The organism is Cellulosimicrobium composti (assembly GCF_009711085.1).
GTDB lineage: Bacteria > Actinomycetota > Actinomycetes > Actinomycetales > Cellulomonadaceae > Cellulosimicrobium > Cellulosimicrobium composti.
In genome coordinates this window covers 1-19,989 of sequence record NZ_WMKA01000029.1, presented here as the reverse complement: position 1 = coordinate 19,989, position 19,989 = coordinate 1, and the positions used below count along the sequence as shown (strand labels likewise).

The following is a 19,989-nucleotide window of genomic DNA, read 5'->3' as shown; positions in this document are numbered from 1 at the left end:
CCGGGCACGGCGAACGCGCCGGTCGCAGCGGCCAGTCTACCCGACCGCAGCGGCGACCACAGCCGCCCTCCCCCGCCCGTCGGCCGACGACGCGCGGACCGTCCGTCCACAGCCGTCGCCCGCACGCACCCGCCCGACGGCCGGGCTGCGGCAGCCTGGGCCGGTGCCTCCTCACCACCCGGCCCCCGTCCGTCCCGCGCGCGCGGCCGTCGCCGCCGCAGCCGTGGCGCTCGCCCTGCTCGGTCCCGCGGCCGTCGCCGCGCCGGGTCCCGTCGCCGGCGCCGCGCCCCACGCCGAGATCGGGGCCTGGGTGCCTCCGCTCGACCGGTCGCTCGACGACCTCGGCGTGATCGCACCGTTCGACCCGCCGGAGCACGACTGGCTGCCCGGGCACCGCGGCGTCGATCTCGACGCGGCGGCCGGTGAGCCGGTGCGGTCGCCGGCGCCGGGCGTCGTGACGTTCGCCGGTCCGGTCGCCGGGCGCGACGTGCTCGTGGTGACGCACGACGACGGGCTGCGCACGTCGCTCGAGCCCGTCACGGCGACCGTGCCGCGCGGGACGCGCGTCGCGTCCGGCGGCGTCGTCGGCACGGTGCAGGTCGCCGACGGCACCGTCGCGAGCCACTGCGCGAACGCGTGCGTGCACTGGGGCGTGCGGCGCGGCGAGCGCTACGTGGACCCGCTCGCGCTGCTCGGCGACCGCCCGCCGATCGTCCTGCTGCCGCTCGCCTGAGGCGCCCGGACCAGATCCGGCGCGTGACCGGCCGTCGCCCGTCTCCCCGACCCTCAGCCACACGTGGCGCGCGCTGCTCAAGATCACGCACGTGCCCGAGCGGGTTGTCGCCGGGACGACCGTCCGTCGTGACCGAGCGCCACGGAGCCGGCGCGCCGGCGTCAGGCGCGGGGGAACGCCTGCTCGAACGAGGCACGGAGCCGTTCCGCGGTGACGTGGGTGTAGCGCTGGGTCGTCGCGAGCGAGGAGTGACCGAGGATCTCCTGCACGCTGCGCAGGTCGGAGCCGCCCGCGAGGAGGTGCGTCGCGGCGCTGTGCCGCAGGTCGTGCGGCGCGACGTCGTCGACGCCGGCCTCGGCGGCGAGGCGGTGCACGGCCTCGCGCACCTGCCGCTGGCCCCACCGGCCGCCGCGGTCGCCGACGAGCAGCGCGGGCCCCGACCGCTCGGTCGCGAGCGCCGGCCGCCCGACGTCCAGCCACCGCGTGACCGCCCGTGCGGCGGGCACGCCGAACGGCACGACGCGCTCCTTGTCGCCCTTGCCCAGCACGCGCACGACGCGCTGCGCGAGGTCCACGTCGTCCACGTCGACGCCGGCGAGCTCGCCCACGCGGATCCCGGCTCCGTACAGGAGCTCGGCGGCGGCCCACGTGCGCAGTCGCGCGGGCTCGCCGCCCGTCGCCGCGTCCCGGGCCGCGTCGAGCATCGCGCCCGCCGCGTCGACCGCGAGGACGGTCGGCAGCGTCCGCGGCACGCGCGGGCTCGCGAGCCGGACGGCGGGGTCGGTGCGCACGCGCCCGGTGCGGCGCGCCCAGTCGAAGAACGCGCGCGCCGCGGCCCCGCGGCGGGCGAGCGTCGCACGCGCGAGCCCGCGCTCCGACTGCTCCGTGAGCCACGCGCGCAGGGCCGCGAGGTCGACGTCGTCCGGCGCCGTCGCGCCGTGACCCGCGGCGTGCCGCAGCAGCGCCTCCACGTCGCCCGTGTACGCGCGGACGGTGTGCGCGGACGTCCCCTGCGCGACCTCGAGGTGCTCGGCGAAGTCCGCGAGCGCCGCGCCCATCGCGTCCGGGAGGGGCTCGGCGGCTTCGGCGGTCGGGGACCCGGCGTCGCGGCCGGCGGTGCTGCGTGCCACCCGCCCAGTGTGGCGCGGGCGGCCGTCACCGGGGCGGAGGCGCTCCGGCGACGGCCGCTCACGGTGTCCGCACGCGCCGCCACCCGCCGGGCGTCCGCTCGGCGAGCCCGCGGATCTCGAGCCGCCCGAGCGCGCCGACCGCGTCCGCGACCGCGAGCCCGGCCGACCGCGCGACGGCCTCGGTCGGCACGCCCGACCGGACCGGGAGCGCGTCCCACGCGCGGGTCTCGACGTCGTCCAGCCCGTCGTACGCGGCCCGCCGAGGTGCACCGCGGGCGTCCCCCGGTGCGGACGGCGCGGCGTCCCGCGACAGGACGCCCGCGAGCTCGGCGACCTCGTCGGCGTCGGTCACGCACACGGCGGCACCGTCGCGCAGGAGCCGGTGGCACCCGGCGGACGCCATCGACGTGACGGGTCCCGGGACGGCGCCCACGGGGCGGGAGAGCTCGGCGGCGCGCACCGCCGTGCTCAGGGACCCGGAGCGCCACGCCGCCTCGACGACGACCGTCGCTCCCGCGACCGCCGCGATCAGTCGGTTGCGCAGCAGGAACCGCACGCGGCTCGGCACGGAGCCCGGCGGCACCTCGGAGACGACCGCACCGCCCGACGCGACGACCTCCCGGAGCAGCTCGGTGTTCCCGGCCGGATAGAACCGGTCCACGCCACCGGCGAGGAACGCGACGGTCGGGCCGCCGGACACGACGGCGGCGCGGTGCGCGGCGGCGTCGATCCCGTACGCACCGCCCGAGACGACCGTGAACCCCCGTGCGGCGAGCCCCGCCGCGATCTCGCCGGTCACGTGCCGCCCGTAGTCCGTGCACGCACGGGCGCCCACGACCGCGACCGACCGCTCCGCCAGGGCAGCGAGGTCGCGGTTGCCCCGGACCCACAGCGCCAGCGGGCGCACGGGGCCGAGGTCGTCGAGCCCCACGGGCCAGCCCGCGTCCCCCGGGACGAGGAGCTCCCCGCCGAGCCGCTCGAGGACCCGCAGCTCGCGCCGTGGGTCGAGCCCGTCGAGCCGCGGCGCCCAGCGCGCGACCGCGCGCAGCAGCCGGGCGACGGCCCGGCTGCGCACGTCGCGGTCGGCACCCGCGGGCGCGCGGTCCGCCGGCAGCGCGCCGACCACCCCGTCGACCGCGAGCGGGTCCGGTGCCGCGCCCTCGCCGTCGGCGACGGCCCCCGCACCGCCCGCCTCCGCGAGCCCGACGAGCGCACGCCGAGCCTGCGCCGGGTCCCGTACGGCCTCGTACAGCCACGCGAGCGCGGGCCCGGGGCCGAGCTGGTCGACGAGCGCGACGGCGACCTCGTCACCCGGCTCCGCCAGGCGCGACCACGCGGCCCGCGCGAGCCGTGGGTCGTCGACGTCGAACACCGGGGGCCCCGCGACCGCGGGCGTCACGCGCCGCTCAGCCACGGTAGCCCCGGGTGCGGAGCGCGAGCCCGGCCCCCACGTCGGCCCGGGTCGGGGCGGTGCGCCCGGCGAGGTCGGCGACGGTCCAGGCGAGACGGAGCACCCGGTCCGCACCGCGCAGGCTCAGCGTGCCCCGGTCGAGCGCCGCGTCCACGTCGGTGAGAAGAGCGGGGTCCGCGCCCAGCCGCTCGCGCAGCCAGGTGCCGGGCACCTCGGCGTTGGTCCGCCACGGCGTGCCCCGAAGACGCTCGGCCGCCGCCTCGCGCGCAGCGGCCACGCGCCGCGCGACGACCGCGCTGGACTCCGGACGGTCGGAGACCGCGCGCTCGACGCGCGAGACCGGTCGGACCTCGACCTGGACGTCCACGCGGTCGAGGAGCGGTCCGGACAGCCGCCCGAAGTACCGGCGCTGCGCCACGGGCGAGCACGTGCACTCGAGCCCCTTGCCGACGCCCTTGCCGCACGGGCACGGGTTCGCTGCGAGGACGAGCTGGAAGCGCGCGGGGTAGCGCGCGGTCCCGGCTGCCCGGTGGATCACGAGCTCGCCGTGCTCGAGAGGCTGGCGCAGCGTCTGCAGAACGCGCGCGCCGAACTCGGGCGCCTCGTCGAGGAAGAGCACGCCGCGGTGCGCCCGCGACGCGGCACCCGGGCGGGGCAGTCCGCTGCCCCCGCCGACGATCGCCGCGGGCGTCGCGGTGTGGTGCGGGTCCTCGTAGGGCGGGCGGCGGACGAGTCCCGTACCGGGGTCGAACACGCCCGCGACGGAGTGCACGGACGTCACCTCCACCGCCTCGCTCTCGGTGAGGTCCGGGAGGATCCCCGGCAGGCGTGACGCGAGCATCGTCTTGCCCGCCCCGGGCGCGCCCACCAGCAGGAGGTGGTGCCCGCCCGCGGCCGCGACCTCGAGCGCGTGGCGCGCCTCGTCCTGCCCCACGACGTCCGCGAGGTCGCCCGGGAGCGGTCGCACGCCGGACGGCCGCGGCACGGTGACGGGCGCCGTCGGTGCGTCGGCGGCGTCGATCGTCGCCCCGTGCAGCCGTGCGACGTCCGCGAGCGTCGCCGCGCCGGCCACGCTCGCGCCCGGCACGAGGCGGGCCTCCGCGACGTCGGCCTCCGGCACGACGACGTGCCGGAACCCGGCCGCGACGGCCGCGGCCACCGCGGGCAGGACGCCGCGCACGGGCTGGAGGCGGCCGTCGAGACCCAGCTCGCCCAGGTGCACGACGTCCTCCACCGCGCCGGCCGGGACGACCTGCGCCCCCGCGAGCAGCGCGACGGCGATCGCGACGTCGAAGCCCGTCCCGGACTTCGGCAGCGCCGCGGGCGAGAGGTTGATCGTGATCTTGCGCTGCGGCCAGGGGATGCCGGACGAGGTGACCGCCGCGCGCACGCGGTCGCGCGACTCGCTGAGCGCGGTGTCGGGGAGCCCGACGAGCACGAACCCGGGCACCGACGCCGCGAGGTGCGCCTGCACCTCGACGACGTGACCCGAGAGCCCGACCAGAGCGACGGCGCGCGTGGTGCCGAGCCCCATCAGGCGCTCACCCCCACGAGGTGCTCGACGTGCGCCGCCCCCGCGCGGGCCACGAGCACCGCGACGACGTCGATGCGGACCGAGCGGGCGCGCACGTCGTGCGTCGCGAGCCACTCACCCGTGAGCCGACGCAGGCGCCCGAGCTTCGCGGGCGTCACGGCCTGGGCCGGGTGCCCGAACCCCGTGCCGCGCCGGGTCTTGACCTCGACGGCGACGAGGACGTCGCCGTCGAGCGCGACGACGTCGAGCTCGCCGCGCGTGCCGCGCCAGTTGCGGTCGAGCAGCGTCCAGCCCGCCTCGACCAGGTGGGCCGCGGCCACCCTCTCCCCGTACCGCCCGACGGCGTCGTTCGCTCCCATGGGCTCACCTCCGCGGCCCACCGTGGCGGCAGGGAGCGGCGGCGCGCCACCGGCTCGGTCAGGCCCGGGGAAGGAACCCACGCGCGGGGGTCCTGTGGACGGCCAGGAGGCCGATCAGAGCTGGAGCTCGGCCTTGGCGAGCTCCTCGACGTTCACGTCCTTGAACGTCACGACGCGCACCGACTTCACGAAGCGTGCCGAGCGGTACACGTCCCACACCCACGCGTCGGCGAGCCGCAGCTCGAAGTACACCTCACCCGCGGCGGAACGCACCTGGAGGTCCACCTGGTTCGCCAGGTAGAAGCGGCGTTCGGTCTCCACCACGTACGAGAACAGGCCCACCACGTCGCGGTACTCGCGGTACAGCGCGAGCTCCATCTCGGTCTCGTAGTTCTCGAGGTCTTCGGCACTCACGCGTCCATCATGGACCATGGAGCCCCGCCCGCCCGCCACGAAGGGGCGTCAGCTCGTGGGCAGGCCGAGGTCCGGGTCGAGCTCGAGGACGTCGACGGGCTCGCCGTACGCCGCGACGTCGAGCGCCGGGTCGCCGCGCTCGGGCAGCCGCCAGGAGCGCCGGTGCTGCGGCGTCGGCCCCAGCCCGCGCAGCGCCTCGACGTGCGCCGCGGCCCCGTAGCCCTTGTTCTGGTCCCACCCGTAGGCGGGGTACTGGCGCGCCAGGCTCGTCATGAGGCCGTCGCGCTCGGTCTTGGCCAGGACGCTCGCGGCCGCGACCGACGCGCACTGCAGGTCCGCCTTGACGAGGGTGCGCACGCGCGGGTCGGCGACCTTCTCGCCGTCGTGGGGGTCGAGGTCGAACGCCTCGAACAGGTCGACCGCCGACGGCCGGCTGAGCCAGTCGTGCTTGCCGTCGAGGAGGACGGCGTCGACGTCGCCGACCGTGCGGCGCACCTGCGCGAGCGCGCGGCGGCCGGCGAGGCGCAGCGCCCCGACGATCCCGTGCGCGTCGATCTCCGCGGGCCCGGCGTGCCCGACGGCCCAGGCGAGGCACCACGAGCGCGCGAGCGGGACGAGGGCCTCGCGCGCGCTCGCGGTGAGCAGCTTGGAGTCGGTGAGCCCCGGCGGGCAGGGCTTCGTCCCGAGGTCCACGACGACGACACCGACCGACACGGGACCGGCCAGCGCGCCGCGCCCGACCTCGTCCATGCCCGCCACGAGGCGGGCGCCGTCGCGGAGCATCGCGCGCTCCTGGCGGAGGTCGGGACGGCGTCGGGCGGGCGCACGCCGTGCCGGCGCCGCGCCGCGCCGGGCGGTGCGGGTCCGTCCGTCGACCGCGTCGAGGGTCACGGCTCCACCTCGGGCACGTCCGCGAACACGTCGCCGGGGTTGCGCAGGAGACCGAGGTGCGACAGCGGCCACACCTTGACGAACGCCGTGCCGACCACGTTGCCCATCGGCACGAACCCGCCGCCCGGCTTGCCCGTGTTGTACCGGGAGTCCGCGGAGTTCTGCCGGTTGTCCCCCATGACGAACAGCATGTCCTCGGGGACGGTGCGGTCGAACTCGTCCTGGCTCGGGACGGAGCCGGGCTTGATGTAGGTCTCGTCGATCGGCTCGCCGTTCACGCTCACGCGGCCCTCGGCGTCGCAGCACACCACGTGGTCCCCGGGGACGCCGACGACGCGCTTGATGAGGTGCTCCCCCGTGTCCTGCGGCAGCAGGCCGACGAACGTCAGCGCCGCGCGGACGGCCTCCGACACCGGGCTCTCGTCCTGCGGCGCGGGCGGCGGGAGCCAGCCGCCCGGGTCCTTGAACACGACGACGTCGCCGCGGTGCACGTCGAACGCCCCGGGCACGAGCCGCGACACCATGACCCGGTCGCCCTCGACGAGCGTGTCCTCCATGGACGCGCTCGGGATGAAGAACGCCTGCACGAGGAAGGTCTTGATGAGGAGCGACAGGACGAGCGCGCTCACGACGATGATGGCCGTCTCGCGCAGGAGCGACCCCTTGCGCGCGGGGCGCTGCTCGCGCGCGGGCTCGTCGGCCTCCGCGCGGTGGTCGGCGAGGTCCTCGTGCGGGGACTCCGCGTCGTCGCGGCCGCCGAGCGCCGCGCGCTCGGTGCCGGCGTCGGGCTGCGGGCCGCGGGGCGGGGCGCTGTCGGTCACGCGTTCACAATGCCACCTCGGGCCGCGATCCGGGAAACGCGACCGGCCGGCAGACGGCGTGCACGACGACGGCGGCCGCCCCGGAGGGACGGCCGCCGTCGTACGAGCGGAGCGGCGTGGCTGCCGATCAGCGAGCGGGCGCGGTCTCGCGCTTCTCCTTGATCTTCGCCTTCTTGCCGCGCAGCGAGCGCAGGTAGTACAGCTTGGCGCGACGCACGTCACCGCGCGTCACGACCTCGATCGACTCGATGGTCGGCGAGTGCACGGGGAACGTGCGCTCGACGCCGACGCCGAAGCTGATCTTGCGGACCGTGAACGTCTCGCGGATCCCGCTGCCCTGGCGGGCGATGACGACGCCCTGGAACGCCTGGACGCGGGAGCGGTTGCCCTCGACGACCTTGACGTTGACCTTGAGCGTGTCACCGGGACGGAACTCCGGGACGTCGCTGCGCAGCGATGCTGCGTCGACGCTGTCCAGCGTGTGCATGATGCTTCTCCTCGCCCGCCACAGGTCGGACGCGTGCTCGTGGCCCGGGAGCGCCGGGCCGGTGTCGTCTCGTCGGGGTGCGCCGTGCTGTGCGACCACGCAGCCCCGCCGCCTCGCGGGGCCGGGGTCCGTGGTCGTGCCAGTCCGCCCGAGATCCGGGCGCGGTCTCCCCTGTGGCAGAGGTCCGGGGCGGCACACACCGATCGACCATTCTGCCACACGCGCGGTGGTGCGCCCCAGCCGGGGTCGCGCCGCGGCGTCCGGACCGCCGGGGACGCCCGCGCGTCATTCGACGTCGGGAGTGTCGGTGACGAGGCGACCGTCGACGACGGCCCACCCCTCCTCCGCGAGGACGGCCAGGTCGTGCCGGTCGAGCGCGTCGACGTCGAGGGCGCGCACCATGTCCGGTCGGCGCGCCGCGGTCCGGCGCAGGGCCTGGTCGCGGCGCCAGCGGTGGATGCGCGCGTGGTGCCCGGAGAGCAGCACGTCGGGCACCTCGAGGTCGCCCCACGCGGGCGGCTTCGTGTACACGGGGTACTCGAGCAGGCCGGCCGCCCCGTGGGACTCCTCGACGAGCGACTCGGGGTTGCCGACCACGCCCGGCAGGAGCCGCCCGACGGCCTCGACCATGACGAGCGCCGCGACCTCTCCCCCGTTGAGTACGTAGTCGCCGATGGAGAGCTCGCTCACGCGCATCCCCGCGGCGCGGTAGTGCTCCGCGACGCGCGCGTCGATCCCCTCGTACCGGCCGCACGCGACGACGAGGTGCTCCTCGCGCGCGAGGGCCTCGGCGGTGCGCTGCGTGAAGGTCTCGCCCGACGGCGTCGGCACGACGAGGTGCACGCCGCTCGCGTCGCCCGCGGCGCCCCCGGCGCCCGTGACCCCCGACACGTCGTCGATCGCGCGGCCCCACACGTCGGGGCGCATGACCATCCCGGCGCCCCCGCCGAACGGCGTGTCGTCCACGGTGCGGTGGCGGTCGGTCGTCCAGTCGCGCAGGTCGTGCACGCGCAGGTCGAGGATGCCCGCCGCGCGTGCCTTGCCCACGAGGGACAGGTCGAGCACGGCGAGGTAGTCCGGGAAGATCGTGACGACGTCGATCCGCACGTCAGCCCTCGCCCTCGGCGTCGTCAGCGGCCGGCCCGCCCTCGCGCGGCGCGGGCTCGTCGGTCCCGGGCGCCGCGACCTCGAGGCGGTCGGCGTCCGACGCGAGCAGCCCGCCGGGCGGGTCGAGCACGACGCGGCCGCCCGCCACGTCGACCACGGGCACGATCTGGCGGACGAACGGCACGAGCGTGCGCTCGCCGCCGGTCTCGCGGAGCACGAGCACGTCGTGCGCGGGCAGGTGCTCGAGGCCGTCGATGCGGCCGAGCTCCCGACCCTCGGTGTCCTCGGCCCGGAGCCCCACGAGCTCGTGGGGGTACCACGCGTCCTCCTCGTCGGAGGCGTCCTCCTCGACGACGAGCTCGACCCCGCGCAGGGCCTCGGCGGCGGTGCGGTCACGCACGCCCTCGAACCCGACGAGCCAGCGGCCCTGGTGGACCCGCACGGTCGCGACGGTCAGCGGCCCGGCCTGCGCCGGCCGGGTCTCGAGCCGCGAGCCGACGGCGAGCCGCTCCTCGGGCTCGTCGGTGCGCAGGTCGAGCGCGACCTCGCCGCGCAGGCCGTGCGCCTTGCCGACGCGAGCGACGGTCAGCTCCATCGTCGTGACTCCTCGGGTGGTGGTGGTGGTCGGGTCCCGCCGACGTCAGGTCGGCGGGATGCAGCAAGGCCCGGCCCGCCGGTCGGCGGGCCGGGCCTTGCCCGTCGCCCCGTGGGAGGGGCGTCGTTCGTCGCGGGCCTCAGCGGCGGTCGACGTCCACGACGTCGACGCGGACCGGCCCGTCGGTCGCGAGCGCGCCGATCACCGTGCGCAGCGCACGGGCAGTGCGCCCGCCGCGACCGATCACGCGGCCGAGGTCGTCCGGGTGCACCCGGACCTCGAGCAGGTCACCGCGACGCAGCGTCTTCGCGTTCACCCGGACGTCGTCCGGGTTGTCCACGATGCCGCGCACGAGGTGCTCGAGCGCCTCCGCGATCATCAGGCCTGCTCGTCGGCCGCGTCGCCGGACTCCTCGGCGGGAGCCTCGGTCTTCTTCTCGGCGGCCTTGGCCTTCACTTTCTCGGCGTCGGCAGCGGCGGCCTCGATCGCGGCGGCCGGGTCGGCCTTCTCGCCCTTGACCTTGAGCGTTCCCTCGGCGCCGGGCAGGCCCTTGAACTTCTGCCAGTCGCCCGTGATCTTGAGGAGCGCGAGCACCTGCTCGGTCGGCTGCGCGCCGACGCCGAGCCAGTACTGGGCGCGGTCCGAGGTGATCTCGATGAACGAGGGCTCCTCGGTCGGGTGGTACTTGCCGATCTCCTCGATCACGCGACCGTCACGCTTGGTGCGCGAGTCCGCGACGACGACACGGTAGTACGGCGCCCGGATCTTGCCGAGACGCTTCAGACGAATCTTGACGGCCACAGTGGTGGTCTCTCCTGGTTCTGGTTCGGGCGAACCCGGACCCGTCCCGTGGGGACAGGACGAGGAAGGGGTTCAGGACACGGCACACGCCGGAGAGAGGGGCCGGGGCACGCCGAGTACCGGGACATTGTGCCAGACCCGGCAGGCATCGACCAACCTGCGCGGGACCCTCAGGCCGTGACGGGCGCGACGATCTCGCCGCGCAGCACGACGGCCGTCGGGGCGCGCAGCACCCCGACGTCCTCGCGCGGGTCCTGCGGGTAGACGACGAAGTCCGCGGACGCGCCCTCGACGAGCGACGTGTACCCGAGGTACTCGCGGCCCTGCCAGCTCGCCGCGGCGACCACCGCGGCGTCGGGGATGCCTGCGGCGACGAGCTCGGCGCACTCGTCGGCGAGCCGGCCGTGCCCGATCGTCCCGCCGGCGTCCGTGCCGACGAGGATCTGGATCCCGGCCTCGTACAGGGCGCGGGCCTGCTCGTAGCGGCGCGCGTGCAGGCGGCGCATGCGCGCCGCGAAGACCGGGTACTTCTCGTCGGCCTGGCGCGCGATCGTCTCGAACTGCCCGATCTGCAGGAGCGTCGGCGTGACCGCGACGCCGCGCTCGGAGATCTCGTACATGAGGTCCGGGTCGATCCCCGTGCCGTGCTCGATCCCGTCGACGCCCGCGGCGAGCAGGGACGGGATCACCTCCTCGGAGAACGCGTGGACGGTGACGCGCGCGGCCTCGGCGTGCGCCGCGGCGACGGCCTCCGCGAGGACGTCGTCGGGCCACAGCGGCCGCAGGTCGCCCTCGGCGCCGAGGTCGCGGTCGATCCAGTCGCCGACGATCTTCACCCAGCCGTCGCCCTGGCGCGCCTCGCGCCGCACGGCCTCGGGGAGCTGCGCGACGTCGTCGAGCTCGAGCCCGTAGTGCCGCAGGTAGCGCTTCGGGCGTGCCACGTGGCGCCCGGCCCGCACGAGCCGCGGCAGGTCGCGACGCCCGTGCACCCACCGCGTGTCGAGCGGCGAGCCGGCGTCGCGCACGAGGAGCACGCCGCTGTCGCGGTCCGTCGTCGCCTGGGCCTGCGCGGTCGCGGCGTCGACCGCGCCCTGCGCCCCGAGCCCGACGTGACAGTGCACGTCGACGAGCCCGGGCAGGACCCAGCCCTCGAGCTCGACCATGTTCGTGCCCTGCGCGGACGGGCGCGTGAGGCTGATCCGACCGTCCTTGACCCACAGGTCGCCCACCTCGCGGTCGTCGCCGACGATGACGTGGCCGCGGACGTGCAGCGAGGGGCCTTCCAGCGCGGACATGCGGCTCCTGGGTGAGGACGGTCAGGGACGGCCCGGTCGGGGCGGGGTGCGGCGCCCGGGCGGGGCCACGGACATAACCTAGCGCCCGGTCGGCGCCGGGTCGCACGCGGGCCGGGTCCCGGGCCCGTCCGGAGGACGGCGCGCGTCAGCGGCCGAGCAGCTTCTCGAACCCGGGCGGGAGCTGCAGGTCGTCGGGCGTCGAGGGCGCGCCACCGGTCGTCGGCGGGACGCCGAACGCGGAGCCCTGGGGCGCCGCCGGGGCCTCGCCGGCCGCACGGGCCGCGGCGGCCCGCTCCTGCGCGGCGCGCTTCGCCGGGTTGCCGGACTTGCCCTTGACCTTGCGCTGCGGCGCCTGGCGGCCGCGCGCCTTCTTGCCGCCCATGGCCGGGAGGTTGCCCATGCCCGGCATCCCTGGCATGCCTCCGCCGCGGCTCATCTGGCGCATCATCTTCTGCGCGCCCGCGAACCGCTCCAGGAGCTGGTTGACGTCGCTCGTCGTGACGCCGGAGCCGCGCGCGATGCGCGCACGGCGCGACCCGTTGATGATCTTGGGGTTCTCCCGCTCGGCGGGCGTCATCGAGCGGATGATCGCCTCGATGCGGTCGACCTCGCGCTCGTCGAAGTTCTCGATCGCCTCGCGCATCTGGCCCATGCCCGGGAGCATCCCGAGCATCTTCTTCATCGAGCCCATGTTCTTCATCTGCTGCATCTGCACCAGGAAGTCCGCGAGCGTGAAGTCCTGCCCGGTGGCGACCTTCTCCGCCATCTTCGCGGCCTGCTCGGCGTCGAACGCCTTCTCGGCCTGCTCGATGAGCGTGAGGACGTCGCCCATGTCGAGGATGCGCGACGCCATGCGGTCCGGGTGGAACGCCTCGAAGTCCGTGAGCTTCTCGCCCGTCGAGGCGAAGAGGATCGGGCGACCGGTGACCCCGCGCACGGACAGCGCCGCACCGCCGCGCGCGTCGCCGTCGAGCTTGGTGAGCACGACGCCCGTGAAGTCGACGCCCTCCTCGAAGGCCTTCGCGGTCGCGACGGCGTCCTGGCCGATCATCGCGTCGATGACGAACAGGACCTCGTCCGGCTGGACGGCGTCGCGGATGTCGGAGGCCTGCTGCATGAGCACCGCGTCCAGGCCGAGGCGGCCCGCGGTGTCGACGATGACGACGTCGTGCTGACGCTGGCGCGCCGCCTCGACGCCCTCGCGTGCGACGGCGACCGGGTCGCCGATGACGTCGTCGACCTCGACGCCGCTCTGGTTGCCCGGGTGCGGCGCGAACACCGGGACCCCGGCACGCTCGGCGACGACCGTGAGCTGTGTGACGGCGTTCGGGCGCTGGAGGTCGGCCGCGACGAGGAGCGGCGTGTGGCCCTGCTCGCGCAGGTGCAGCGCGAGCTTGCCGGCGAGCGTCGTCTTCCCGGCGCCCTGGAGGCCGGCGAGCATGATGACGGTCGGCGGGTTCTTGGAGAACCGCAGGCCGCGGCTCTCGCCGCCGAGGATGCCGACGAGCTCCTCGTTGACGATCTTGACGACCTGCTGCGCCGGGTTGAGCGCGCCCGAGACCTCGGCCGAGAGGGCGCGCTCGCGCACCGTCGCGGCGAACTCGCGCACGACGGGCACCGCGACGTCCGCGTCGAGCAGCGCGCGCCGGATCTCGCGGATCGTCGCGTCGATGTCCGCCTCGGACAGCCGGCCCTTCGAACGCAGGTTCTTGAAGGTCGAAGTCAGTCGGTCCGACAGCGTGTTGAACACCGCGTCATCCTCACCAGTCGTCGGAAGTCTCGTCCGCGGCGGCTCCCGGTGCCGCGTGCGCCGTCGGGCGCAGGGCGGGGCCGTCCGCGGAGGTCCAGCCTACCCGGGCGCGGCCGGGTTCCCCGGCACGGCGTCCTGCACGCGCAGCGCCCGGCCCACGAGGTCGTCGACGAGCCGGGCCCGCCACGCGGTCCACGCGCTCGGGCCGAGCGACGACGCGTCCGCCTCCGTGAGCGCGCGCAGCACCTCGAGCAGGTCGGCGCGCCCGTCGACGGCCTCGACGAGCTCCGCGACGGTCGCGGGGTCGTCGGGGTCCTCGCTCACGGCGAGCCGCGAGAGGGTGAGGTGGTGGCGCACGAGGCGCTCGACGTCGGCCACGACGTCGGGCTCGAAGCCCATCCGCCCGAGGATCGCGGGCACGAGGCGCGCGCCCTCGACCGAGTGGTCCGTCGCGCTCGCGCGCTTGCCGATGTCGTGCAGGACAGCGGACAGCAGGAGCAGGTCGCCACGCTCGACCTCCTTGCGGTCGCGCGCGGCGCGCGCCACGACCTCGACGAGGTGCCGGTCGACCGTGTGCCGGTGCACGGCCGCGCGCTGCGGCCGGTTCCGCACGCCCGCCCACTCCGGGATCCACGTCGTCACGACGCCCGCGAGGTCGAGCGCCTCCCAGACCGCGACCTGGGCCTGCCCCGACCCGAGGAGCGACAGGAAGGCCGCGCGCGCCGCGCGGGGCCAGGGCTCGGGCAGCGGCGGGCACTGGGCCAGGCTCGCGACCGAGACCGGCGACAGCGTGAGGCCCGTGCGGGCCGCGGTGGCCGCCGCGCGCAGCGAGAGCAGGGGGTCCGACTCCGGGTGGGCGTCCACGGCGAGGACGAGCTCGCCGTCGTGCTCGACGAGCCCGTCGCCGACCGACCGCAGGCGCGGCGCCGCGCGGCGCCCGCGGATCAGGACGGGGCGCCGCGTGGTCGACGGTCGCTGCAGCGCCTGGCGGGCACGCCGCACCGTGGTGTCGAGCGCGTAGGAGATCTCCCGGCCCGCCGCCGCGAGGCTCGCGAGCAGCTCGTCCGGGTCGTCGTACCCCGAGAGCGCGGCGACCTCGTCGAGGTCGGCGAGCAGCAGCCGGCTCGTGTGCCGGCCCGTGACGACCTGCAGCGTGTCGCGCACGTCGAGCAGGTGCGCGGCGGCGCGGTCGACCGACCCGTGCGGCCGGTCGGTGAGCCACGTCGCCGCGAGCGCCGACAGCACCACCGCGTCCCGGATGCCGCCGCGGGACTCCTTGAGGTCGGGCTCGACGAGATAGGCGAGCTCGCCCGACCGCTCGGCGCGCTCGCGCGTCGAGGAGAGCAGGTCGGGCAGGCGACGGCGCGAGGCCGAGCGCCAGTCGGTCAGCACGGCCGACGACGCGCGGTGCACGACGAGCGCGTCACCCGCCACCGCCCGCACGTCGAGCCAGCCGACCGCCGCGGGCACGTCCTTGGACGCGACCTGGCGGCACTGCGACAGCGAGCGGACCGCGTGGTCGAGGTCGACGCCCGCGTCCCACAGCGGGTACCAGAGGCGCTCGGCGACGCGCGCGATCTCGTCGGCGGTGTGGCTGCGGCCGTCGTGCACGAGGACGAGGTCGAGGTCGCTCACGGGACCCATGTCGCCGCGGCCGAGGCTCCCGACGGCGGCGAGCGCGATCCCGTCGGGCGCGACGCCCCGGGTCGCGTCGTCCCACAAGCCCTGCAGGGACCTCGTGACGAGGTCGACGACGGCGGCCCGCCGGGTGACGCCGCTGCGTCCGGGGCCGCTCATGGACCGCGCGGTCTCGAGCATGCGCGCGCGGAGGTCCCGCACCCCCTCGGGGTGCGGGACCTGCGCGCCGTGCTCGCCCGGCCCTGCCGGGCCCTCCGCCGATCCCCCCGCGACCCCGCCCGTGATCGGGGTGTCGGCGTGGTCGGTCATCCGGTGGTCCGCCGCCTCACAGGGCGCCGGGGCCGTGCTCGCCCGTGCGCACACGGGCGACGTCGTCCACCGGGACCGTCCAGACCTTGCCGTCACCGATCTTGCCGGTCTGCGCCGCCTTGACGATGACGTCGGTGACCACGGTCGAGTCCGCGTCGTCGACGAGGACCTCGATGCGGACCTTGGGGACCAGGTCGACCGTGTACTCGGCACCGCGGTAGACCTCGGTGTGGCCCTTCTGGCGGCCGTACCCGCTGGCCTCGCTGACCGTCATGCCCCGCACGCCCGCGGCCTCGAGCGCCGACTTCACGTCGTCGAGACGGTGCGGCTGGATGATTCCCGTGACGAGCTTCATGCCCGCACCTCCTTGATGACGCTGCCCTGCTGGATGGTCTCGTACGCCGTCTCGCCGTGGACCGCGAGGTCGATGCCGCCGACCTCGGCGTCCTCGCTGACCCGCCAGCCGAGCGTGGCCTTGAGGGCGAGGGCGATCACCGCGGTGACGACGAGCGAGAACGCGACGGCGACGAGCGCGATGATGACCTGGACGACGAGCTGGTTCACGCCGCCACCGTAGAAGAGGCCCGTCTCGGTCGCGAGGAAGCCGATGCCGACGGTGCCCCACAGGCCGGCGACGAGGTGGACGCCGACGACGTCGAGCGAGTCGTCGTAGCCCCACTTGTACTTCAGGCCGACGGCGAGCGCGGACAGGACGCCCGCGACGACGCCGAGGATGATCGAGCCGAGCGGGCTCAGGCTGCCTGCGGCCGGCGTGATGGCGACGAGGCCCGCGACGACGCCGGAGGCGGCGCCCAGGGACGTCGCGTGGCCGTCGCGGATCTTCTCGGTCGCGAGCCAGCCGATGATCGCCGCGGCGGTCGCCGTGGTCGTGTTGACCCAGGCGAGACCGGCGTCGCCCGTCGCCCCGTACGCGGAGCCGGCGTTGAAGCCGAACCAGCCGAACCACAGCAGTGCGGCGCCCAGCATGACGAAGGGAAGGTTGTGCGGGCGCATCGGCTCGGACCCGAAGCCCTTGCGCTTGCCGACCACGAGCGCGAGGACGAGCGCTGCCGCACCGGCGTTGATGTGCACGACCGTGCCACCGGCGAAGTCGATCGGCTCGGCGATGGACGCGAACGGCCCGTCGCCGGAGAGGAGGCCGCCGCCCCAGACCATGTGCGCCATCGGGAAGTAGCTCAGCGTGACCCACAGGCCCGTGAACACGAGCCAGGTGCCGAACTTCACGCGGTCGGCGATCGCGCCGGAGATGAGGGCCACCGTGATGATCGCGAACGTCACCTGGAAACCGACGTCGACGATGACCGGCAGACCCTCGGACATCGCGTAGACGTAGCCGTCGGGCGTCGACTCGAAGATGCCCTTGAGCCCGAACTGCTCGACCGGGTTGCCGAACAGGCCGCCCACGCTCGAGCCGTAGGACATCGACCAGCCCCAGAGCACGTAGACGACGCCGATCACGGCCATCGCGCCGAACGACATCATCATCATGTTCAGGACGGACTTGCTGCGGACCATGCCGCCGTAGAAGAACGCCAGCCCCGGAGTCATGAGGAGCACGAGCGATGCCGAGACCAGCATCCACGCAGTGTTCCCCGCGTCCAGCGCACTGCCGTCCCCGAGGACTTCAGCCACGACCATCGGATCCATCTCCCTTCGCCGGCCGGGCGGCCGGTCGGGGACTACGGTGGTGCGGCCGGGTTTCCCCCGCGGTGTCGCCGTGTTACGCGGGTGTGACAAGGACTCCTCGGACGTAAACGTTCCGTTTCACCCGGCCGGCCGGGCCGCGCGACGTCCGGATCGCGACACTCCCGTGATCACGACGTGACACCACCGTGACCTGTCGCGAGCACGTCGCGACAGGCCACGGTGCGCGGCCAGGTCCCGCTCAGTCCCCGAGGAGCCCGTCGACGAACTGCTCGGGGTCGAACGGCGCGAGGTCGTCGGGGCCCTCCCCCAGGCCGACGAGCTTCACGGGCACGCCGAGCTCGCGCTGGACGGCGACGACGATGCCGCCGCGCGCCGTGCCGTCGAGCTTGGTCAGCACGATGCCCGTGACGCCGGCGACCTCGCCGAACACGCGCGCCTGGTTGAGGCCGTTCTGGCCGGTCGTCGCGTCGAGCACGAGGAGCACCTCCGCGAGGGGCGCCTCCTTGGTGATGACGCGCCGGATCTTGCCCAGCTCGTCCATGAGGCCCTGCTTGTTCTGGAGGCGGCCCGCGGTGTCGACGAGCACGACGTCGGCGCCCTGGGTGCGGCCGCGACGCACGGCGTCGAACGCGACGGCGGCCGGGTCGGCGCCGTCGCGGTCGGAGCGGACGGTCGGCACGCCGACGCGCGAGCCCCACGTCTCGAGCTGGTCCGCGGCCGCGGCGCGGAAGGTGTCGGCGGCGCCGAGGACGACGCTGCGGTCCTCGGCGACGAGGACGCGCGCGAGCTTGCCGACGGTCGTCGTCTTGCCCGTCCCGTTGACGCCGACGACGAGCACGACGGCGGGCACGGCCGAGCCGTCCTCGCCGGTGCGGGGCGTGGTCGCGAGCGAGCGGTCGAGCGTCGGGTCGACGAGCGCGACGAGCTCGGTGCGCAGGAGGTCGCGCACGCTCGCGGCGTCGCGGACGCCGAGGACGCGGACCTTGGTGCGCAGGGCGTCGATGAGCTCGCCCGCGGGACCCGCGCCGACGTCGGCGAGCAGCAGGGTCTCCTCGAGCTCGTCCCAGTCGTCCTCGGACAGGTGGTCGCGCGAGAGCACGGACAGCAGCCGGGCGCCGAGCGGCGACCCGGAGCGCGCGAGGCGCTCGCGCAGGCGCACGAGCCGGCCCCCGACGGGCTCGGGGCGCTCGATCGCCGGGGCTGCCTCCGCCGCCTCGGGCTCCTCGACCTCGGGCGGGGCCTCGACGGCCTCGGGTGCGACGGCGCCGTCGTCCACCGCGACGGGGGGCGCGCTCGGCGCCGGCGGCGGCTCGACGACGTCGCGGCGCCCGCGCCGGCGGACCGAGACGGTGCCGAGCGTGACGAGGCCGACGACGAGCAGGACGGCGAGGACGATCCAGAGCGGGAGGAGGTCGTTCACCCGGGAAGTCTCTCAGACCGGCGCGGCGCGCGACGGGTCGGGCGGGCGCCCGGCGCGGCCAGGCGGCCGCCCGACGTCATGCCTCGGGGGTGCGCTCCCCCGGGTGCAGCGGGCGCACGCGCTCGCGCGCGCGGTGCAGCACGTCGGTGAGCTCCTCGGCGTCGACGTACGCGTTCGAGGTCACCTCGGTCGCGGTGAAGAAGTCGTCCATGCTGGTGTCGACCGGCCGCGGCATGCGGACCGTGCCGACGTGGTGCGCCTCGAGCGCGCCGCGCCGTCGGCGCAGGCGCACGCCCGAGCGGAAGTCGCGCCACCACGCGCGCAGGCCCTGCTCGTCGGGCCGGTCCCCCGGCACACCCGACGACTGGGCGTCGGAGCGCGCGACGACGCTCGCGAACAGGAACACGACGGCGGCGACGCCGAGCGTGAGCCCCAGCCACACGAACATCCAGACCATGACGACCAGTATCCGGGTCGTCGCGCGGAGGGCCAGACGAGCCACGCCGGGCCGCGCCGATCAGCACCACATCTTCACAAGGCGCGGAATTCCAACGATTCGGGGGCTTTCGCCCGAGTCGCGGCGCGGGCTTGCGCGACGCCGCAGGTCACACCGCGACCTCGTCGCGCGCGTCGTTCATGCGCTGGCTGATCACGGTCGTCACGCCGTCGCCGCGCATCGTCACGCCGTACAGCGCGTCGGCGATCTCCATGGTGCGCTTCTGGTGCGTGATGACGATGAGCTGCGAGTCCTCCTGGAGCTCGCGGAAGATCTCCAGGAGCCGGCCGAGGTTGACGTCGTCGAGCGCCGCCTCGACCTCGTCCATGACGTAGAACGGCGACGGGCGGGCCTTGAAGATCGCGACGAGGAGCGCGACCGCGGTGAGCGAGCGCTCGCCGCCCGAGAGCAGCGACAGCCGCTTGACCTTCTTGCCCGCCGGGCGGGCCTCGACCTCGATGCCCGTGGTGAGCATGTCGTCCGGGTCGGTGAGCACGAGCCGCCCCTCGCCCCCGGGGAACATGCGGGCGAACACGCGCTCGAACTGCTCGGCCGTGTCGCGGTACGCGTCGGCGAACACGCGCTCGACGCGCTCGTCGATCTCCTTGACGATCTCCAGCAGGTCGGCGCGCGACTTCTTGAGGTCGGCGAGCTGGTCCGCGAGGAACTTGTGCCGCTCCTCGAGCGCCGCGAACTCCTCGAGCGCGAGCGGGTTCACACGCCCGAGGCGGCCGAGGTCGCGCTCGGCGGCCCGCAGGCGCTTCTCCTGCGCGGCGCGGTCGTACGGCACCGAGCGGGGCTCGTCGTCGTCGGAGGGGACGGGGACGTCGCGGTGCGGGCCGAACTCCTCGACCAGCACGGCCGGGTCGAGGCCGAGCTCGTCGACGCTGCGCGCCTGGAGCTGCTCGATGCGCAGCTGCTGCTGGGCGCGTGCCACCTCGTCGCGGTGCGCGACGTCGGTGAGCTCGCGCAGGCGTGCGGACAGGTCGTCGACCTCGCGGCGGGCCGCGGTGACGGCCTCGTCCCGCTCCGCCCGCGCCGCCTCGGCGGCATCGCGCTCGGCACCGGCGCGCGCGAGCGACCGCTCGACCGCGACGAGGGCGCGCGCCGCGCCGTCGCGCACCGCCGAC

General features: G+C 75.5%; 21 protein-coding genes. 1 reads left to right on the top strand and 20 read right to left on the bottom strand.

The genetic code is table 11. From position 1 onward, the window contains the following. Positions 1 to 163 precede the first annotated feature (163 nt). Positions 164 to 733, top strand: coding sequence for a murein hydrolase activator EnvC family protein (locus tag GJV82_RS12465; RefSeq protein ID WP_318657595.1), 570 nt, complete (start codon positions 164 to 166; stop codon positions 731 to 733). Positions 734 to 894: 161 nt separating this feature from the next. Here the strand turns inward: GJV82_RS12465 and GJV82_RS12460 are convergent, their stop codons facing one another. The 20 genes from GJV82_RS12460 to GJV82_RS12365 all read right to left on the bottom strand — a co-directional run. After that, positions 895 to 1,791, bottom strand: coding sequence for a tyrosine recombinase XerC (locus GJV82_RS12460; RefSeq protein WP_155099466.1), 897 nt, complete (start codon positions 1,789 to 1,791; stop codon positions 895 to 897). A 130-nt stretch (positions 1,792 to 1,921) separates the two neighbouring features. Beyond that, a complete protein-coding gene (gene dprA / locus GJV82_RS12455) occupies positions 1,922 to 3,262 on the bottom strand; it encodes a DNA-processing protein DprA (protein ID WP_318657594.1) in 1,341 nt (446 codons plus the stop codon). Positions 3,263 to 3,269: 7 nt separating this feature from the next. Then, positions 3,270 to 4,808, bottom strand: coding sequence for a YifB family Mg chelatase-like AAA ATPase (locus GJV82_RS12450; protein ID WP_024840527.1), 1,539 nt, complete (start codon positions 4,806 to 4,808; stop codon positions 3,270 to 3,272). After that, positions 4,808 to 5,167: a YraN family protein gene (locus tag GJV82_RS12445; RefSeq protein WP_024840526.1), complete on the bottom strand. Its 360-nt coding sequence runs from the start codon at positions 5,165 to 5,167 to the stop codon at positions 4,808 to 4,810. The genes GJV82_RS12450 and GJV82_RS12445 overlap by 1 nt, the downstream gene beginning before the upstream one ends. A 114-nt stretch (positions 5,168 to 5,281) precedes the next feature. Continuing rightward, on the bottom strand, positions 5,282 to 5,581 hold the full coding sequence (locus tag GJV82_RS12440; protein WP_024840525.1) for a DUF2469 domain-containing protein: 300 nt from the start codon (positions 5,579 to 5,581) through the stop codon (positions 5,282 to 5,284). Positions 5,582 to 5,629: 48 nt separating this feature from the next. Further along, positions 5,630 to 6,364 (bottom strand): ribonuclease HII, encoded by a 735-nt coding sequence (locus tag GJV82_RS12435; protein WP_081772324.1) that lies wholly within the window; start codon positions 6,362 to 6,364, stop codon positions 5,630 to 5,632. Positions 6,365 to 6,468: 104 nt separating this feature from the next. After that, positions 6,469 to 7,293: a signal peptidase I gene (gene lepB, locus GJV82_RS12430; RefSeq protein WP_024840523.1), complete on the bottom strand. Its 825-nt coding sequence runs from the start codon at positions 7,291 to 7,293 to the stop codon at positions 6,469 to 6,471. Between the two features lie 127 nt (positions 7,294 to 7,420). Beyond that, on the bottom strand, positions 7,421 to 7,780 hold the full coding sequence (gene rplS / locus GJV82_RS12425; protein WP_024840522.1) for a 50S ribosomal protein L19: 360 nt from the start codon (positions 7,778 to 7,780) through the stop codon (positions 7,421 to 7,423). Positions 7,781 to 8,065: 285 nt separating this feature from the next. Beyond that, positions 8,066 to 8,887 (bottom strand): tRNA (guanosine(37)-N1)-methyltransferase TrmD, encoded by an 822-nt coding sequence (gene trmD / locus GJV82_RS12420; RefSeq protein ID WP_318657593.1) that lies wholly within the window; start codon positions 8,885 to 8,887, stop codon positions 8,066 to 8,068. Position 8,888: 1 nt separating this feature from the next. Next, positions 8,889 to 9,482, bottom strand: coding sequence for a ribosome maturation factor RimM (rimM, locus tag GJV82_RS12415; protein ID WP_155099449.1), 594 nt, complete (start codon positions 9,480 to 9,482; stop codon positions 8,889 to 8,891). A gap of 139 nt (positions 9,483 to 9,621) precedes the next feature. Next, the gene (locus GJV82_RS12410; RefSeq protein WP_024840519.1) at positions 9,622 to 9,861 is read right to left on the bottom strand and encodes an RNA-binding protein; all 240 of its coding nucleotides are present in this window, start codon (positions 9,859 to 9,861) and stop codon (positions 9,622 to 9,624) included. Further along, positions 9,861 to 10,283 (bottom strand): 30S ribosomal protein S16, encoded by a 423-nt coding sequence (gene rpsP / locus GJV82_RS12405; RefSeq protein ID WP_024840518.1) that lies wholly within the window; start codon positions 10,281 to 10,283, stop codon positions 9,861 to 9,863. Before rpsP ends, GJV82_RS12410 begins: the two co-directional genes overlap by 1 nt. 170 nt (positions 10,284 to 10,453) lie before the next feature. Further along, complete coding sequence (locus GJV82_RS12400; RefSeq protein ID WP_034604227.1) at positions 10,454 to 11,578, bottom strand: amidohydrolase family protein; 1,125 nt, start codon at positions 11,576 to 11,578, stop codon at positions 10,454 to 10,456. Between the two features lie 145 nt (positions 11,579 to 11,723). Further along, the gene (ffh, locus tag GJV82_RS12395; RefSeq protein ID WP_318657592.1) at positions 11,724 to 13,328 is read right to left on the bottom strand and encodes a signal recognition particle protein; all 1,605 of its coding nucleotides are present in this window, start codon (positions 13,326 to 13,328) and stop codon (positions 11,724 to 11,726) included. Positions 13,329 to 13,427: 99 nt separating this feature from the next. Further along, positions 13,428 to 15,275: a [protein-PII] uridylyltransferase gene (locus tag GJV82_RS12390; protein ID WP_155099448.1), complete on the bottom strand. Its 1,848-nt coding sequence runs from the start codon at positions 15,273 to 15,275 to the stop codon at positions 13,428 to 13,430. A gap of 16 nt (positions 15,276 to 15,291) precedes the next feature. After that, positions 15,292 to 15,630 (bottom strand): P-II family nitrogen regulator, encoded by a 339-nt coding sequence (locus tag GJV82_RS12385; protein ID WP_024840514.1) that lies wholly within the window; start codon positions 15,628 to 15,630, stop codon positions 15,292 to 15,294. After that, positions 15,627 to 16,874 carry an ammonium transporter gene (locus GJV82_RS12380; RefSeq protein WP_269319934.1) on the bottom strand — a complete coding sequence of 416 codons (1,248 nt, stop codon included), beginning with the start codon at positions 16,872 to 16,874 and terminating at the stop codon, positions 15,627 to 15,629. Before GJV82_RS12380 ends, GJV82_RS12385 begins: the two co-directional genes overlap by 4 nt. Positions 16,875 to 17,181: 307 nt before the next feature. Next, the gene (ftsY, locus tag GJV82_RS12375) at positions 17,182 to 18,363 is read right to left on the bottom strand and encodes a signal recognition particle-docking protein FtsY (RefSeq protein WP_318657591.1); all 1,182 of its coding nucleotides are present in this window, start codon (positions 18,361 to 18,363) and stop codon (positions 17,182 to 17,184) included. 76 nt (positions 18,364 to 18,439) lie between these two features. Further along, the gene (locus GJV82_RS12370) at positions 18,440 to 18,820 is read right to left on the bottom strand and encodes a hypothetical protein (RefSeq protein WP_024840511.1); all 381 of its coding nucleotides are present in this window, start codon (positions 18,818 to 18,820) and stop codon (positions 18,440 to 18,442) included. Positions 18,821 to 18,968: 148 nt separating this feature from the next. Continuing rightward, on the bottom strand, positions 18,969 to 19,989 hold a 1,021-nt coding region (locus GJV82_RS12365; RefSeq protein WP_155099447.1), incomplete at its 5' end, for an AAA family ATPase.